General features: G+C 59.6%; 13 protein-coding genes. 10 read left to right on the plus strand and 3 right to left on the minus strand.

Translation table 11 applies throughout. The features are described 5' to 3' along the window. Positions 1-3: 3 nt before the first annotated feature. From Q0Z93_RS01730 to Q0Z93_RS01740, 3 genes are read left to right on the plus strand one after another with little or no spacing between them, the layout of a single operon-like run. Entirely contained in the window at positions 4-813 is an 810-nt protein-coding gene (locus tag Q0Z93_RS01730; RefSeq protein WP_298061961.1) for a M48 family metallopeptidase, read from the plus strand. A gap of 26 nt (positions 814-839) precedes the next feature. Then, positions 840-1058: a hypothetical protein gene (locus tag Q0Z93_RS01735; RefSeq protein WP_298061963.1), complete on the plus strand. Its 219-nt coding sequence runs from the start codon at positions 840-842 to the stop codon at positions 1056-1058. 59 nt (positions 1059-1117) lie between these two features. Further along, entirely contained in the window at positions 1118-1576 is a 459-nt protein-coding gene (locus Q0Z93_RS01740) for a hypothetical protein (RefSeq protein ID WP_298061965.1), read from the plus strand. Between the two features lie 258 nt (positions 1577-1834). Here the strand turns inward: Q0Z93_RS01740 and Q0Z93_RS01745 are convergent, their stop codons facing one another. Continuing rightward, the gene (locus Q0Z93_RS01745) at positions 1835-2356 is read right to left on the minus strand and encodes a chromate transporter (protein ID WP_298061967.1); all 522 of its coding nucleotides are present in this window, start codon (positions 2354-2356) and stop codon (positions 1835-1837) included. A gap of 3 nt (positions 2357-2359) precedes the next feature. Continuing rightward, on the minus strand, positions 2360-2905 hold the full coding sequence (locus Q0Z93_RS01750) for a chromate transporter (protein ID WP_298061969.1): 546 nt from the start codon (positions 2903-2905) through the stop codon (positions 2360-2362). 265 nt (positions 2906-3170) lie between these two features. Between Q0Z93_RS01750 and Q0Z93_RS01755 the strand changes: the two genes are divergently transcribed. The 7 genes from Q0Z93_RS01755 (at position 3171) to Q0Z93_RS01785 (ending at position 13459) form a co-directional block, all read left to right on the plus strand. Then, positions 3171-5654 (plus strand): YfhO family protein, encoded by a 2484-nt coding sequence (locus Q0Z93_RS01755; protein WP_298061971.1) that lies wholly within the window; start codon positions 3171-3173, stop codon positions 5652-5654. A gap of 4 nt (positions 5655-5658) precedes the next feature. Next, on the plus strand, positions 5659-6504 hold the full coding sequence (locus Q0Z93_RS01760) for a permease-like cell division protein FtsX (protein ID WP_298061972.1): 846 nt from the start codon (positions 5659-5661) through the stop codon (positions 6502-6504). Positions 6505-6840: 336 nt separating this feature from the next. Beyond that, on the plus strand, positions 6841-7140 hold the full coding sequence (locus tag Q0Z93_RS01765) for a DUF3098 domain-containing protein (RefSeq protein WP_298061974.1): 300 nt from the start codon (positions 6841-6843) through the stop codon (positions 7138-7140). After that, positions 7141-7926: an undecaprenyl-diphosphate phosphatase gene (locus Q0Z93_RS01770; RefSeq protein ID WP_298061976.1), complete on the plus strand. Its 786-nt coding sequence runs from the start codon at positions 7141-7143 to the stop codon at positions 7924-7926. Between the two features lie 181 nt (positions 7927-8107). Continuing rightward, the gene (gene truB, locus Q0Z93_RS01775) at positions 8108-8860 is read left to right on the plus strand and encodes a tRNA pseudouridine(55) synthase TruB (RefSeq protein ID WP_298061977.1); all 753 of its coding nucleotides are present in this window, start codon (positions 8108-8110) and stop codon (positions 8858-8860) included. Between the two features lie 290 nt (positions 8861-9150). Next, positions 9151-10200 carry a tRNA preQ1(34) S-adenosylmethionine ribosyltransferase-isomerase QueA gene (gene queA, locus Q0Z93_RS01780; RefSeq protein WP_298061979.1) on the plus strand — a complete coding sequence of 350 codons (1050 nt, stop codon included), beginning with the start codon at positions 9151-9153 and terminating at the stop codon, positions 10198-10200. A gap of 847 nt (positions 10201-11047) precedes the next feature. Beyond that, entirely contained in the window at positions 11048-13459 is a 2412-nt protein-coding gene (locus tag Q0Z93_RS01785; RefSeq protein ID WP_298061981.1) for a TonB-dependent receptor, read from the plus strand. Positions 13460-13503: 44 nt separating this feature from the next. Here Q0Z93_RS01785 and priA read toward each other — a convergent pair whose 3' ends face one another. Then, positions 13504-15753, minus strand: a complete 2250-nt coding sequence (gene priA / locus Q0Z93_RS01790) for a primosomal protein N' (protein WP_298061984.1) — start codon at positions 15751-15753, stop codon at positions 13504-13506. Positions 15754-16127 lie beyond the last annotated feature (374 nt).

Below are 16127 nucleotides of genomic sequence, written 5' to 3' on the forward strand. Positions count from 1 at the left end.
CACATGAAACGGATTCTGACTTTTCTGGCAGTTGCGGCTCTCTCGGCTGCGGGAGTTTCGCACGCTCAATTCAGGCTGAACAAGGCTATCGGGGCGGGAGCCAAAGTATTGCAGGCGGCTACGCTGACCGATGCGCAGATCAAAGGCTATGTCAAAGAGTATATCGACTGGATGGACGCGCACAATCCGGTGTGCGAGGGGGACGACGAATTTGCCGTGCGGCTGGCGCGGATTACGGCGAAAATCAATGTCGACGGGTTGAACATCAAGGCTTACCGGGTGCGGGATGTCAACGCGTTTGCCTGTGCCGACGGGAGCATCCGGGTTTTTGCCGGATTGATGCAGATCATGACCGACGAGGAGATTCTGGGGGTGATCGGCCACGAGATCGGCCACGTGATGAACAAGGACAGCAAGGATGCGTTCCGGACGGCTCTGCTGGCGTCGGCTTTGCGCGACGGGGTCAGCTCGGCGGGCGGGACGGCGGCCAAGTTGTCGGATTCGCAGTTAGGCGATCTGGGCGAGGCGGTGACGCAGTCGAAATTCTCGCAGAAACAGGAGTATGCGGCGGATGAATACGGGTACAATTTCTTGAAATCGCACGGCGAGAATCCGTGGGCGATGGCGCTCTCGTTCGAGAAGCTGAAGAAGATGGAAGAGGAGATGGGGGCGGATAAGACCAACAAGGTGCAGCAGTTGTTCTCGACGCATCCGGATTTGGACAATCGCATCAAGCGGATGACCGACAAGGCGACGGCCGACGGTTTCGAGCGGCCGGAGATGACGGCGCCGGAAACTGCGGCGGTGGAATAGGGCTCCCTGATGAGGGGACGAGTGGCTTGGGGCTGATGATGTCCTGGGGAAACCGGGCGCGCTGGGGCACGGACACAAACGCAAAAAATATCCGGCTCATGCGACGAAATCATTTTATACTTGTTTTGTCGACGGTGTTTGCGGTGCTGCCGGGCCTTTCGGGGTTCGGCCGCGCGGCGGCCCAGTCTTTCCGGGCTGACGAGCTGGCGGATTTTGCCAGCAAAGAATCCCATGTGATTCGTTAAAATCCCGAAGGGATTCCATCGATACCTCGGTTTATTCCTGGTTATATGGCTACATTGGGGTGCGTGATACAGCAAAACGCACATGGAAACGGTGGGTCAGAACAGGGGCATTCGGTCTGCTGCTCCAGTCGGACGACCGGCAGAGTGTAGTTTTGTATAGTGGTATACTTGGAGGGACAAAACATCGCGTTTGGATCGAAAACGACCTGCTGAATATTTCGCAGGGGCAGGACACGATTCGCTTTGAAGAACACGTCCGGGTCGTTTCGGGACGGGAAGTGAAGCGGCGGTTCCATGCCGACTCGATATTCGTGCTCGAACTGCCGATCGAACCGCAGACGCTGGCGGACGAGAGTTATACCCGTTGCGCGATGCTCTATCTTTCACGAAAGGGGCGGGCGTATATGGGTTTTGCGTTTTTCTTCACCGAGGAGGGGTATCGACGCAAAGCGGAATATATGTCGGCATTAGACGGGGCGGTCTGCTACGAGCGGGGGAGATGGCATAAGTCGAAGTAGGCTCTGCGGGCCGAGTAGCAGAACAGAGCGAAGTGACGGGGCGGGGATGGGACAGGATATATATGCGACCTGGGCGGGATACGAAAATATCCCGCCCGGGTCGTATAACTTTATTGTAAGCTGAAAAACGCCAGTTCAGAATTCTGCGGTGTGCCAAGTGGGGCTCTGGCGGAGCAGGCAGGCCGAAACCCTCCCCGACGACGGCTTTGGGGACAACAGATCACATGCTGTCCGCCAAGTATGTACCTAACCGATCGGTCAATACAGCACCCAGCCGGCGAGCCCTGCCAGGAAGATCAGCAGAATCGGATTCACCTTGCGAACCGCCGCCACGAGCACCGCACCGAAAATCACATAGCTTTTCCAGTCGATGAAATTATCCGGCGTCAGCAGAAGAAGCGCCGCCGCCAGAATCAGCCCGATCACCACCGGTCGGAGCGCCTTCATCACCTGCGCTACATAAGGATTGTCCTTCATCCTGAGGTAGAACCGCGACGCCAGCAGCATAATGACTAACGACGGCGCGCACACCCCCAGCGTCGCTAAAGCCGAACCCCATACCGATCCCGTCGCCGTATACCCGATGTAAGTCGCACTGTTGATCGCGATCGGGCCGGGCGTGACCTGCGAGATCGCGATGATGTCCGCGAACTGCGCGCCCGAAATCCAGCCGTGCGTGGTCACCACCTCCGTCTGGATCAGCGAAATCATCGCGTAACCGCCCCCGAAACCGAAGAGGCCGATTTTGAAGAAAGTCAGAAAAAGCTGGAGATAAAGCATGGCTTACTGTCGAGTGAGGCGTTTCGATTTCCAGAAAGTCCATCCCACCCCTGCCGCAATTCCCCCTGCGATGAACCACACCGGCGACAATTTGAGCCAGATCGCCGCCGCGATCGCGATGAACACTCCGTACTCCCAATATTTCAGCCCTTTGGCAAAAGAGAAGACCGGTTGCAGGATCAGCGCCACCACCGCCGGGCGCATCCCCTTGAAGATGCTGTTCACCACCGGGTCTTTATAGATGCGCGAGAAAAAGATAGCGACCACCAGCAGGATGATGAACGACGGCAGCACCGTGCCGAGGAACGCCGCCATCGCCCCCCGGGTGCGGGAAATCTTGTAGCCCACCAGAATCGAGACATTCACCGCCATCGGCCCCGGAGCCGACTGGGCCACGGCCAGCAGGTTGATGAACTCCTCCTTTCCGACCCACCGGCGTTTGTCGATCACCTCTTTCTGGATAATGGGTATCATGGCATAGCCCCCCCCGAAAGTGAAGCAGCCGATCTTGAAAAAAGAGACGAACATGGTGAGCAGGTGGCGAAACATAGAGGACGGCATTTTACGATCCGGCCGTAAAAATACAAAGATAGTGCCGGGTGTGCAATGTCGGCGCGAAATTCCGAGGCGGTGTTTTTCCCGGTTCCCGCGCCGGCTTCCCCCTCCTGCCGGCCTTTTCGAGGGCATAAGCCCGGCCCTGCACGGCCCTGCGCGGCCCTGCACGGCCGAAATGAGAATCCGATTCGTCTCTGCGGCGGCCCGGTTGCGAAATCCCCCGGAAAAACGTACTTTTAACCCCAAATTCCAGCGTGTTATGCAGAACGGTCTTGTCCGCTTTTTCCGGAAAGCGTTGCCCCATATCGTCGCATTGGCGGTTTTCGCCGCCGTGTCGGCTCTGTTTTTCGCCCCGCAGTACGACGGACAGGCGCTGCGCCAGACCGATATGGTCATGTTCAACGGCGTGACGAGCGACATCCAGCAGCACATCGACCGCTACGGCGAACATCCGCAGTGGGCCGGGCGCAACTTCGGCGGGATGCCGTCGTACCTCATCAGCATGAACTACGACGGGCGGTGGGTCAAACAGGCGGCCGACCGCCTCTATTTCCTCGGGCAGCCGGCGGCGTGGATTTTCATTGCCATGGCGGGGTTCTACCTCATGCTGCTGCTCTTCGGGGTCGATCCGTGGCTCTCGATCGCGGGGGGATTGGGCTACGGGCTGTCGTCGTACTTCATTATCATTATCGGGGCCGGACATATCACGAAGATGATGGCCCTGGCGTGGGTGGCGCCGATGGTGGGGGCGGTGTGGTACGCCTACCGGCGGCACCGGTGGCTCGGGGCGGCATTGGCGGGGGTGTTCGCGGCGGTCGAGATTTCGACCAGCCACCCGCAGATCACCTACTACTTCCTGTTCGTCTTGTTGGCGCTGGTTGTCAACGAGTTCGTCGTCGCTTACCGGGCGAAGGCATTGGCGCGGTTCGGAAAGACAACGGCTGTGCTGGCGGCGGCGGCTGTGCTGGCGGTGGGGGCCAATCTGGTGCAGCTGTATTATGTGGCGCAGCACACGCCGGAGACCACGCGCGGCAGGAGCGAGCTGACCGATACGCGCACGGCGGCGGATGCGGCGAACCGGACGGGGGGGCTCGACCGCGACTACATTACGGCGTGGAGCTACGGCAAGCTCGAAACGCTGAATCTTTTGGTGCCGAATCTGTACGGCGGGGGGCATGATTTCCGGCCGGACGGCGAGGTGGCCCGATCGCTCAGGGGGTACGAGGTGCCGCGGGGGTTTGAACGGAACCTGCCGTCGTACTGGGGGGGGCAGCCTTCGACGGACGGACCGGTCTACTTAGGGGCGGGACTGGTGTTCCTGGCGGTGTTCGGGCTGTTCGTCTTACGCGGGAGGGAGAAGTGGTGGATCGCGGCGGTATCGGTGCTGGCGATTTTGTTGGCTTGGGGGCGGAATATGCAGTGGTTCACGGACTTGTTTATCGACTACGTGCCGATGTACGACAAGTTCCGCACGGTGTCGATGATATTGGTGGTGGTCGAGTGGGCGGTGCCGCTGCTGGCGATTCTCGGGTTGGCGCGGCTGTGGGAGGGTTGTGACGGAGAGGGCGATTCTACTCGTATTCGACGGGGGCTCAAGGGGTCGCTCCTGATTGTGGGGGGGCTGGCGCTGCTGATCGGGCTGATCGGGCTGTTCGGGCCGGCGGTCGGCAGTTTTGCGGGGCCGAACGACGAGGCGATGGGCTTGCCGGCGCAGATCGTGGTGGCGATGCAGGAGGAACGGGCGGCGATGATGCGGGAGGATGCGTTCCGGTCGCTGCTGTTCGTCGTACTTACGGCGGGGATCGTGTGGCTGTTTGCGAAGCATAAGATTGGGAAAGGCTGGTTTGCGGCGGTTCTGTGCGGGATCGTGCTGTTCGACCTGTTCCCGGTGGACAAACGGTACGTTTCGGCGGACGACTTTCATCCGAAACGGCAGGCGCTGGCCATTCCGATGACGGAGGCCGACCGGCTGATTCTGCAGGATACGACGGATTACCGGGTGGCGAATTTCACGGTCGATCCGTTCACCGACGCGACGACTTCGTACCATCATCGGTCGGTGGGGGGGTATCATGCGGCGAAGCTCCGGCGGTATCAGGATCTGATCGAGCGGCATTTGTCCAGGAACAACATGGCGGTGTACGACATGCTGAACACCAAGTATTTCATCGTTCCGGATCGGGCGGACGGGGGGCAGCCGGCGGTGCAGCGGAATCCGGCGGCGTGCGGCAGTGCGTGGTTCGTCGATTCCATCGCGTGGGTCTCGGGGGCGGACGAGGAGATCGCGGCGCTGGAGAGTGACAACCGGGGCGGAGGGTTCGATCCGCACACGACGGCGGTGGTGGACCGCCGGTTCGCGGGGCAGCTCGAGGGGCTTTCCGACACCGGTCTGCGGGCGGATTCTGCGGCAACCATTGCGCTGACGGAGTATCGTGTGAACCGGCAGACTTACCGCACGCGGCGGACGACGGACGGGGTGGCGGTCTTGTCGGAGATCTATTATCCGAAGGGGTGGTCGGCGTTCTTGGACGGGGAGCCGGTGCCGTACTTCCGGGCGGACTATGTGCTGCGGGGAATTCGGGTGCCGGCGGGCGAACATACTATTGTGTTCAGCTTTGCTGCGCCGCATTTCGACCTGCTGGCGGGGATTACGCGGGCATCGTCTGCGGTTCTGCTGCTGGGGGCGTTGGGGCTGCTGGTGGGGCTCGGGGTGCGGAGTGTCAAACGTAATAAGAACGACTAAGGGCATGGCGGGACGCAGGGGACTCAAAGCGGACTATTCGGTGGCGACGGTCAGTGTGACGCTGGTGCTGCTGTTGCTGGGGGTGGTGGGGTATATCCTGATCAATGCCTACTCGTCGACGTCGGCGGTGCGCAGCGAGTTGCGGTTTTCGGTGATGCTGGCGGACACGGTGACGCAAGAGCAGCGCTCTTTGATCGAACGGCGAATGGGAATGCACCCGGCGGTGGCTACGTGGCGCTATATTTCGGCGGACGAGGCGGCCCGGGATTTTCAGACTTACATCGGGACGGATTTCGTGGATTTTCTGGGCGAGAATCCGCTGCCGGCGTCGTATGAGCTGACGCTGAATCCGGGATATGCCGATGCGGAGGAGCTGGCGGCGCTGGAAACAGAGTGCGCGTCGTGGAGTGGGGTGGAGGAGGTGGTTTACCAGCGGAAGATTGTGGAGGCGGTGATGCGGAATCTCAACCGGCTGAATTATATTTTGCTCGGATTGGGCGGTTTTTTGCTCGTGGTGACGGTGATGCTGATCTCGAACACGCTGCGGTTGGCGGTGGCGGCGAGGCGGCAGTCGATCGCGACGATGCGGCTGGTGGGGGCGACGCCGGGGTTTATCCGGCGGCCGTTCGTGCTGCGCAGTTTCACGCAGGGCGTGGTGGCGGGGGTGTTGGCGTCGGGACTGTTGTATCTGTTTGTGGACGGGCTGTCGGAGGTGATGCCGGAGGTGAAGCTGGTCTGCGACCGGGAAACGTTCGCTTTGCTTTTCAGTGCGATGATTTTGGCGGGGGTGCTCATTTGCACTACCTTTACGGCTTTGGCTGTCAACCGTTACGTGCGGCAGACGGACTGATCTTTACCGATCGTTTATTTGCATTGTGCCGCCTGGTACCGTTCTTTCTTTGAAAAGAAAGAACCAAAGAAACTTTCAGATAGCTGCGCTACTCCTTAGGCTCCGCAGTCCTCTTGCATTGTGTTTTCTTTGGGGCGTGGCAATAGCGGGCATAAAGCGTTATTTACCTAAGTGCCCGCTATTGCTCACACCCCAAACGAATCGGAAACAAGGGTACCCGGCAGGCTCAAGAGATGCGTAAGCATCTCAGAAAGTTTTTCTGGTTCTCTTTGTTCACAAAGAGAACAGTTCTATGCGGGTACGTACAAATAAAAGATCGAATAAAATAGAAACGATATGAAGAAACAGACCCCTGCGTCCGAAATGCGGAATTCCGCCATGGCGCTCGACCGGCGCAACTACGTGATGATCTTGTGCGGCATCGCCGCGATCATCCTCGGCTTCATTCTGCTCAGCGGCGGCGGCAGCGAAGACCCCGCAACGCAGTTCAACGACCGGATGTTCAGCTTCCGGCGCTTGTATGTGGCGCCCGTGTTGCTGCTCGCAGGATTCCTCTTCGAGATTTTCGCGATTATGTACCGGCCGAAAACTTCCGAAACCGGAGAAAACGCCGCAACCGACACGAAAACCGAATAAATGGGAACCATCGACGCCATTCTGCTCGGCCTGCTCCAGGGGCTGACCGAGTTTCTGCCCGTCAGTTCGTCCGGCCACCTCGTTATACTCGGGAATATCCTCGGGGCCGATATGGACAACGCCACTTTCGCCATACTCGTGCACGCCGCCACCGTGCTGGCCACGATTACCGTGTTCTGGGGCGAGATCGTGCGGCTCGTCCGCGGCGGGCTCGAATTCAAGGCCAATCCGGAATCCAGGTACCTCCTGAAACTCGTGATCTCGATGATTCCCGTATTGATCGTCGGACTGTTTTTTAAAGACCAGGTCGAGGCTTTGTTCGGGAGCGGCGTGCGGTTCGTGGGTTGCATGCTCTTCGTGACGGCAGGCTTGCTGCTGCTCACCCATTTCGTCCGTCCGACAAAAGCCAGGAACATTAGGGCGAAAGACGCCTTCATTATCGGATTGGCGCAGGCAGTTGCCGTGATACCGGGGATCTCGAGGTCAGGCTCCACGATCGCGACCGGGATGCTGCTCGGCGACGACCGGACCCAGCTGGCGAAATTCTCGTTCCTGATGGTGCTCGTGCCGATCCTGGGCGAAGCATTCCTCGAACTGCTCAAAGGCGAATTCTCGCCCGCCGCGTCGGGCATATCGGGCGCGGCATTGGCCGCAGGATTTCTGTCGGCTTATGCGGCAGGGCTGTTCGCCTGCAAAGTGATGATCCGTATCGTGAGCCGCGGAAAACTGTGGTGGTTCGCCCTCTATTGCGCCGGGGCGGGAACCGTGGCGGTGATCTTGGGATAATTTTTTGGGGCAAGTATTATATACGCGGCTTCGCCCCACTTTTAATGTATGTTCGATTTTCAATCGTTTCCGGCCTGTTCCGCCTTATAACCAAGCCGTTCTGCGGCCTGGTCGCCGGGTTGTTGGGGAGAGACTCAGGACCTGACTTGGAGGGAAGTCGTCTATACCTACCTGTTTTTTCATGGCAGATACTTTATTGGAAACCCTCGGGCCCGGCTATCCGTTCGTCGAGGGCCTTGTGATTCCCGTCGACAAACCGTTAGGGTGGACTTCGACCGACGTGGTGCGGAAAGTGCGGACGCTGATGCGCAAGCTCGGCCACCGCAAGATCAAGGTCGGGCACGCCGGAACGCTCGATCCGTTAGCCACCGGCGTGCTGCTCGTGTGCGTGGGGCGCGCCACCAAACGCGTGGACGAATTGCAGGCCGAGGAGAAAGAGTACCTGGCGACCGTCGAATTGGGTGCTACGACGCCGAGCTACGATCTGGAACATCCGATCGATGCGCGTTATCCGTGGAAGCACATCACCCGGCGGCAGATCGAGGAGGTGCTGCAAGGCTTCGTGGGCGAGCAGGAGCAGGAGCCGCCCCTCTATTCGGCGAAAAAATTGGAAGGGAAGCGGGCTTACGAGTATGCCCGCGAAGGCGAGGAGGTGAAGATGCGGACAACACGGATCACGATCTATGCCGCTTCTGTCGAAGGGTGCGAACTGCCCGAGGTTCCGCGGGTGACGGTCCGCATTGCGTGCAGCAAGGGAACATATATCCGGTCTTTCGCGCGCGACTTGGGCGAGCGGCTCGGGAGCGGAGGGCATTTGGTCGCGCTGCGGCGGGTGCGCAGCGGGGGATTCCGCGCAGAGGAGTGTGTGACGCCGGAACAGCTGCAATCCCGTTTGTTCCCGGATACGCTGACCGTTGAAACAAATCCGGCCTGATTCCGTATATTAATTTACTGTTCGTTGTTTCGGGAACGCATTGCCTCAGGGCGTCAGCCTGATTACAGTCTGTCGGTCGGCGGGCTTGGGGGTAGAGGCTGCCGATACGGAGTGCCCGCGGCACCGCCCGCGCGGCGTAAGCGCAGTCCCCTCCGTTGCGCGCATTGCTGACAAAGGAAAGACAACGCAAAAGCCCATAGGCTTTTCGTTGAATTTCCGTCAGCGCGCAGCACAAAGGAATTTTTCGGAAAGGCTCCGTTAACGAGAAAACAAGAAAATCACCATACAGAATGAAACTTTCGCAGTACAAGTACGATTTTTCGCCTGACATGCTGGCGAAATACCCGGCCGAGAATCGCGACGAATCGCGCCTGCTCGTTTTCGACCGCAAGAGCGGAAAGATCGAGCACAAGATTTTCAAAGACATCATCGGTTATTTCCGGGAGGGCGATGTGATGATCTTCAACAACACGAAAGTTTTCCCGGCCCGGCTGTACGGCAATAAGGAGAAGACGGGGGCCGAGATCGAGATCTTCCTGCTGCGCGAGCTGAACCGCGAACAGCGGCTGTGGGATGTGCTGGTCGACCCGGCGCGCAAGATACGGATCGGGAACAAACTCTATTTCGGCGACGATGACGCGCTGGTGGCGGAGGTGATCGACAATACGACTTCGCGGGGCCGGACGCTGCGTTTCCTGTTCGACGGCGATTACGACCAGTTCAAGGCGGCTCTCTACAAGTTGGGCGAAACGCCGCTGCCGCGGTGGATACGGCCCAAGGTGGAGCCGATCGATGCGGAACGCTATCAGACGATCTATGCCAAGGTCGAGGGGGCGGTAGCGGCGCCGACGGCGGGGCTGCATTTCAGCAAGCATCTGCTCAAACGGCTGGAGATCAAGGGGATCGGTTGTGCGGAGGTGACGCTGCATGTGGGGCTGGGGAATTTCCGCTCGGTGGATGTGGAGGATTTGACGAAGCACAAGATGGATAGTGAGCAGATTTTCATCCCGGAGGAGGCGGTGCGGATCGTCAATGCGGCGCGGGCGAAGGAAAAACGGGTCTGTGCGATCGGCACTACGGTGATGCGGACGATCGAGAGTTCGGTCTCGACGGATGGCATGCTCAAACCGTTCGAGGGCTGGACGAATAAGTTCATTTTCCCGCCGTATGATTTCAGTGTGGCGAATGCGATGGTGACGAATTTCCATTTGCCGCTGTCTACGCAGCTGATGATGGTGTCGGCGTTCGCGGGCTATGAGCAACTGATGAAGCTCTACGAGACGGCTAAAAAGGAGGGGTATAAGTTCGGTACCTATGGCGATGCCATGCTGATCCTTTAACGGTAGGTTTTATTGTACGTGTTCGGGAGGGAACTGTTCTCTTTAACTGCGCTTCGCTTGTTTTCCTCGCGTTATCTCGGCATAGTCCGCAAGCGGCCTCTGCTCTCGAAACGCTGCTCGGTTGTGAACAAAAGGAACCTATTGAGATGTTTGCGCATCTCTTGAGCCTGCCGGGTACCCTCGGCTTCGATTCTCTTGGGCCGGGAGCAATAGACCGCTCTTTATATTGCAATCCTTCGGATCGCCGACCTCTGCGCCCAGCGGCGAAGCCGCTCGGGGGGGTGGGTGCGAGGTCGAACTAAGGTGCAGTAGAACGGTCTATTGCTCCGGCCCAAAGCAAACTCAATGCAAGAGGACTGCGGAGCCTAAGGAGTAGCGCAGCTATCTGAAAGTCTTTTGGGTACCTTTTCTTCAGAAAAGGTACGGTTCCATCCGGCACGGTGCTAAATAAACCTACGATTAATGACGAACCCGATGTCGCTTCCATAGATGCAGTCCGGAGTTTTTACACTCCGGACTGCATCGCTATTTCCATAGAAACGATTATCTTTATCCCAGAACAATTCGTTCGTTCTTTGCATAGCTTCCGTACAAGAAAAGGCTAATAATCAAACACTAAGGCGATTTGCGCAACCCACAGGCTGCCTTCTCCCGCGGTTCGCCGGCAAGCGGCCCCCCCCTCCGCAAGAGAAAATCTCCTTGACAACAAATGAAGCATAATACCCGAAGCTCTGAGTGTTACCAATCCTGGCATACGCTCAGGGCTTGTCGGGTATTAGGGTGTATTAGCCTACCTCTTGTACGGGCACGTTCCTGACGTATGCCTTTTTTATACCCCGGAAAGTCGATGCGTATTTTTCTGACGTTTTTCATTATTTTTCTGTCTTTACACAACAAAACAGCCGCACAGCAGGAAAACTCCGCCGCAGAACGCACCGCATGGCAGTTAGATGCGGACGAAAACACATTCCACTTCAGCTCCTTGCAAGCCTACGACAGCTATTTCAGACAAGCCACCGGCTTCGGATTCAGCTTCCTGCGCTACAAGCCGAGAGGCTACGACTGGCGCTACCGCGACCTCCGTATGGGTGGAGTCGCCCTCACCGACTGGTTCCGCGGCATACCGGCATGGAACGCCGTCAGCGGACTGACCTCCGTCGGTTCGGCCGTTTACGACCGCGACCAGACCGTCCCGGCCGCTATCGGACAGAACGAAGACCGGCAGATTCTGCCGTGGCAACAGCAAAAAGGCGGCAAAATCGCCCTCTCCACCTCCAACCGCACCTATAACCTCCGCGGCACCGCCGGCTACAACTCCGGCGAGAACGCGAAAAACGGCTGGGGCTATTCTCTTTTCGCCGGGCAGTCGTGGGGAGAATCCTATGTGATCGACGGCGTATGGAACGACAGCTGGGCCGCATTCGGGTCAGTTTCCAAACGGTTCGGCGGCGGCCGGCACCGCATCGCGCTGACAGCGTGGTACGCCCCGACCGAACGGGCCTTGCAGTCAGCCTCCACCGCAGAAGCGTATAAACTGACAGGCAATAACTTATACAACCCCGCGTGGGGACGGTGGGGCGACAAAAAGCGGTCGGCAAACGTGCGCGAGGCGCGGCAGCCGGTGGCGATGGTGACCCACGAATACGCCTCCGCGAACGAGAAACTGAAAATAACGACCACCCTTGCGGCGCGTTTCGGCACCGAAAGCTATTCGGGCCTCGACTGGCAGAACGCCCCGAACCCGCGGCCCGACTACTACCGCAACATGCCGAGCTTCCAACCCGAGGGGAGCGAGATGCGGGAGATCGTAACGGAACTCTGGCGCACGGACGAGAACGTCCGTCAGATCGACTGGGCCGCGCTGGTCAGCCGGAACCGGTACGACTCGCCGCGGGCGCATTACATTCTGGCCAGCCGGGTACGGGATTACCGCGAACTGACGCTGCAATCCGCGGCCGAATGGCAGCCGAACGACCAAACGCTCTTCCGGGGCGGCATCGGGCTCTTCGCAGCGGAGAATCTGAATTACAAGCGATTAGACGACCTGTTGGGGGCAGATTACTGGTTAGATGTGGACGTGTTCGCCGAGAATCCGGAGGACGTCCAAAACCAGACGCAGAGCGACATGCGCCACCCGAACCGGCAGGTGCGCGAAGGGGAGCAGTTCGGTTACAAATATTCCATGCAGGCGCTCATGCCCCGGCTGTGGGTACGTTTCACGAAACGGCGGCACCAGTGGGATTTCGAGGCGGCGGGAGCTTTCGGTGTGGCGGCCTACCATCGCTTCGGGTACTACGACAAGCAGAACTTCCCCGGGGCGCAGTCGTTCGGCTGGTCGCCGTGGCTGGCGCGGGCCGAGTGGCTCGTGCAGGGCGGCTTAGGTTACCACATCGGCAGCCGCTTCCGGGCCGGATTCCGCTTCACGGCGCAGAGACTGGCGCCGACGCCGCAGAACGCTTTCATTGCGCCGGAGTATCGCAATGCGCTGGTACCCGACCTCAAGAACGAGGACATTCTGGGGGCGGAGGTGAGCGTCGATTACCGCACGCCGTTCTTCCGGGCCTATTTCGGCGCGTTCGCCACGTCGTTCCGAAATCGGACGGAGGTGCGGGATTTCTACGACGACCTGAACCATTTCTTTTGCAATTACCTGATGTCGGGCATCGATACGCGGCACGCAGGGATCGAGCTGGCGGCGGAAGTGCAGCTGGGGCAGCGGCTGTGGCTCCGCGCGGCGGGCGTGGTGTCGGACAATCGCTACACGTCGGACCCCACGGCCCTCGAATTGCAGGAAAGCACGGGCGAGCAGGCCGGAACCGAAACGGTGTACTACGAAAGTCTCCACACGGCCGGCGGCCCGCAGACGGTCGGGGTGCTGGAAATCGAATACACGCCGCGGTCGTGGATATTTTCGGCGGCGGTGAACGGTTTTGCGGGGAGTTATATCGCTCCGGCTCCTCTGCGGCGCACGGCAAGAGCTTGGGAAAAGATCGATCACAGGATCGCTTTCGATCAGGAAAATCTCGGGGCGGGCGCGACGGTCGATCTTTTCGCAGGCCGCACGTTTTACCTAAGGGAGCTGCGGTTAGGCATTTATGCCGGGGTGAACAACGTGCTGAACCGCCGCAATATCCGCACCGGAGGTTACGAGGCGCTGCGGCTGCGCAAGAATGCGACGGGAAATTATCTGCCGCTGGACTCGAAGTACTATTACGCGCAGGGGATCAATTTCTTCGTGACGGCTGCCTGTCGGTTCTGAACCGCCGGCAAACGGGGCAGCTTTCCGGGTCGGTTCGTGCCCCGTTATTGCGGATCGGCTTCGGCGATGAGGTGCACCGCCGGAAACTGTTTCCGCACCTGCGTCAGGATCTCCGCAAGTATGGCCTTGGCTTTGGCCACGGGGCGCTGCCGTTCGATGCGCAGCAGGATGTGGAAGATATGCAGGTTTTGCACCCGGTCGACCTGTGGCTCGAAAGGCGGCGAGACACGCCGCCCGAATCGTTCGCGCAATAACGTTTCGCACTGTTGCGCCGCAGCTGCGGCCGACGGTTTGTCCGGGTGGCGGAACGTCAGGCGGAGCATCCGCACGTAAGGCGGGTAGAGCAGCTGCTGCCGTTCCCGCATTTCGTGGAGGTAGAACTTGTCGGGGTCGTGGTTCGCCACAGCGGTCAGCACGGGGTGGAGCCTCTGCGAGCTCTGGATCACCAGCTCGCCGCTGCCGTCGGCCGGGAGCAGGGCTTTCAGCTGCGTCAGCAGCTGGAAAGCCCGCTCGGCTGCCCGGAAATCGGGATGGGCCAGCATGTTGTCGGCATTGATGACCCCCACCAGCCCGATATGTTCTCCCGCCTGCGCCGTGCGGGCGACCATCTGGGTGCCGACCAGTATGCCGGTTTCTCCCTCGGCCAGCTGGTCGAGGATCCGTCCCGCGGCTCCCGCGCCTTTCATGGTGTCGGTGTCCATGCGGGCGATCTTCGTGTCCGGGAAAAGTTCCGCGGCATATTCTTCGATCCGTTCGGTGCCTATCCCGCGCGGGGTCAGCGCCCGCATGCCGCAGGCGGCGCATGCCGAGGTGTAGGGCTGCGACCAGCCGCAATAGTGGCAGACCAGCGCGGAGCTCTCTTTGTGATAAGTGAGCGTGACGTTGCAGTGCGGGCACGTGGGGGTGGCTCCGCAGTTCGCGCACTCCACGTATGGGGCGAATCCCCGCCGGTTCTGGAACAGCACGGCCTGCCGCCCTTCGGCCAGCGTCTCGCCGATCCGCTTGTGCAGGTATTTCGAGATCAGCCCTTTGCCGCGTTCCAGCACGGTCACGACAGGCCGTTGCGTGCCGCTGGGCGCCGGAATGACGACGGAACCGTATTTGCCTGTTTCCGCCATGGCGTTGAGCCAGCTTTCGGCCGACGGGGCGGGACTGGCGAGCAGGGTTTTCGCCTGGTGCAGGTGGGCCAGCATCAGGGCCGCATCCCGGGCGTGGTACCGCGGCGCTGGGTCGCTCTGCCGGTAGTTCGGGTCCTGCTCGTTATCGACGATCGCCAGTCCTAACCGCCGAAATGGCAGGAAAAGGGCTGACCGGGTTCCGACGACAAGCCCGACGGTGTCGGGTTGTTCGATCATCCGCTGCCAGGCCGCACTCCGGGCCCGGTCGGTGAGCCGCGAGTGGTAAAATAGGCAGCGTGGCCCGAAAGCTGTCTGCAATGCGTTGGTGACTTGCGTGGTCATCACGGTGTCGGGCAGCAGCAGAAGGGCTTGCCGTCCCTGTGCGATCTCTTTCGCTGCCAGGGAAATGTATAATGGAATGGTCGTGGAGCGGGTTTCGCCGATCTCGCCGCTCAGCAGTACGGTGGGGTGTTTTTCAAAGGCTTCGGCGATTTGTCCGGCATAGGGCGAGGTGGTCTCGGGCAGCGCTGGGGCCGGATTGGAAGCGTTTGTGCGGCGAAGTGCGGAGGGTATGATTTCCTGTTGCTCCAGAATGCCGCGTTCGATCAGTTTCAGTATAACGGCTCCCGGAATAGCTTCGGTGATGTCGGCGCGCAGCACCCATAGTTGCTGTTCGTCCTGCGGATCGAGCACAGGCTCGCCGTCTGCGGCATGGGGCAGCTGGGCAAGATAGGCTAACAGGGCTTTGCTCTGTTTTTTCGCGCGGTGTATTTCGTCCAGTGTTTCGGCGATTTTGCGGGCTGTGCGGTACGGGGGGGCGAGGCGGACGAATAATTCGGCCGAAGGTTGGTAGCTGCTGTTCCGTATCCCAGCCGGCATGGCGGCTTTCAGCACTTCTCCGGGGGGGCAGAGGTAGTAGGAGGCTATCCATTCCCACAGCCGGATTTGTTCGGGCAGTACGAAGGGTTGTGTGTCTCGGATGTCGAGGATGTATTTCGGCCCGCTTCGGGATACTGGCGGGGTGTCGTGGAGACGCAGGACGATGCCTTCGCAGATTTTGCTTTTGCCGAGCGGTACGCGCACGCGCATGCCGGCTCCGATCGCTGTATGTTCGGGTACGGCGTAGGTGAAAACCGTTGGCGCGGCAATGGGCAGCAGTATGTCGGCAAATGTCATGTGCTAATTTTATCCGTTCGTTTATTCTCCGCCTTATGGATGGAACTGCCGCTTTCTTTCAAGAAAGCGGCGCAAAGAACTTTTGAGATAGCTGCGCTACTCCTTAGGCTCCGCAGTCCTCTTGCTTCGAGCTTGCTTTGGGCCAGGAGCAATAGACCGCTCTACTGTTCCTCAGTTCGACCTCGCGCCCACCCCCCGAGCGGCTTCGCCGCTGGGCGCGGAGGTCGGCGATCCAAAGGATCGCAATATTAAGAGCGGTCTATTGCTCCGGCCCAAGAAGATCGAAAACAAGGGTACCCGGCAGGCTCAAGAGATGCGCAAGCATCTCAAAAAGTTTGGCTTCGCCTTCCTCCTGGCGCCTCGGCCATTCGAGC

Source organism: uncultured Rikenella sp. (assembly GCF_947628055.1).
In the GTDB taxonomy this organism is placed as follows: Bacteria; Bacteroidota; Bacteroidia; order Bacteroidales; family Rikenellaceae; genus Rikenella.

What these genes read in the sequence shown, in the direction of transcription:
- Q0Z93_RS01760 (WP_298061972.1), top strand. Translation starts at nt 5,659, where the DNA reads ATGGCGGGACGCAGGGGACTCAAAGCGGACTATTCGGTGGCGACGGTC.
- Q0Z93_RS01730 (WP_298061961.1), top strand. Translation starts at nt 4, where the DNA reads ATGAAACGGATTCTGACTTTTCTGGCAGTTGCGGCTCTCTCGGCTGCG.
- queA (WP_298061979.1), top strand. Translation starts at nt 9,151, where the DNA reads ATGAAACTTTCGCAGTACAAGTACGATTTTTCGCCTGACATGCTGGCG.
- Q0Z93_RS01750 (WP_298061969.1), bottom strand. Translation starts at nt 2,905, where the DNA reads ATGTTTCGCCACCTGCTCACCATGTTCGTCTCTTTTTTCAAGATCGGC.
- Q0Z93_RS01755 (WP_298061971.1), top strand. Translation starts at nt 3,171, where the DNA reads ATGCAGAACGGTCTTGTCCGCTTTTTCCGGAAAGCGTTGCCCCATATC.
- Q0Z93_RS01785 (WP_298061981.1), top strand. Translation starts at nt 11,048, where the DNA reads ATGCGTATTTTTCTGACGTTTTTCATTATTTTTCTGTCTTTACACAAC.
- priA (WP_298061984.1), bottom strand. Translation starts at nt 15,753, where the DNA reads ATGACATTTGCCGACATACTGCTGCCCATTGCCGCGCCAACGGTTTTC.
- Q0Z93_RS01765 (WP_298061974.1), top strand. Translation starts at nt 6,841, where the DNA reads ATGAAGAAACAGACCCCTGCGTCCGAAATGCGGAATTCCGCCATGGCG.
- Q0Z93_RS01745 (WP_298061967.1), bottom strand. Translation starts at nt 2,356, where the DNA reads ATGCTTTATCTCCAGCTTTTTCTGACTTTCTTCAAAATCGGCCTCTTC.
- Q0Z93_RS01770 (WP_298061976.1), top strand. Translation starts at nt 7,141, where the DNA reads ATGGGAACCATCGACGCCATTCTGCTCGGCCTGCTCCAGGGGCTGACC.
- truB (WP_298061977.1), top strand. Translation starts at nt 8,108, where the DNA reads ATGGCAGATACTTTATTGGAAACCCTCGGGCCCGGCTATCCGTTCGTC.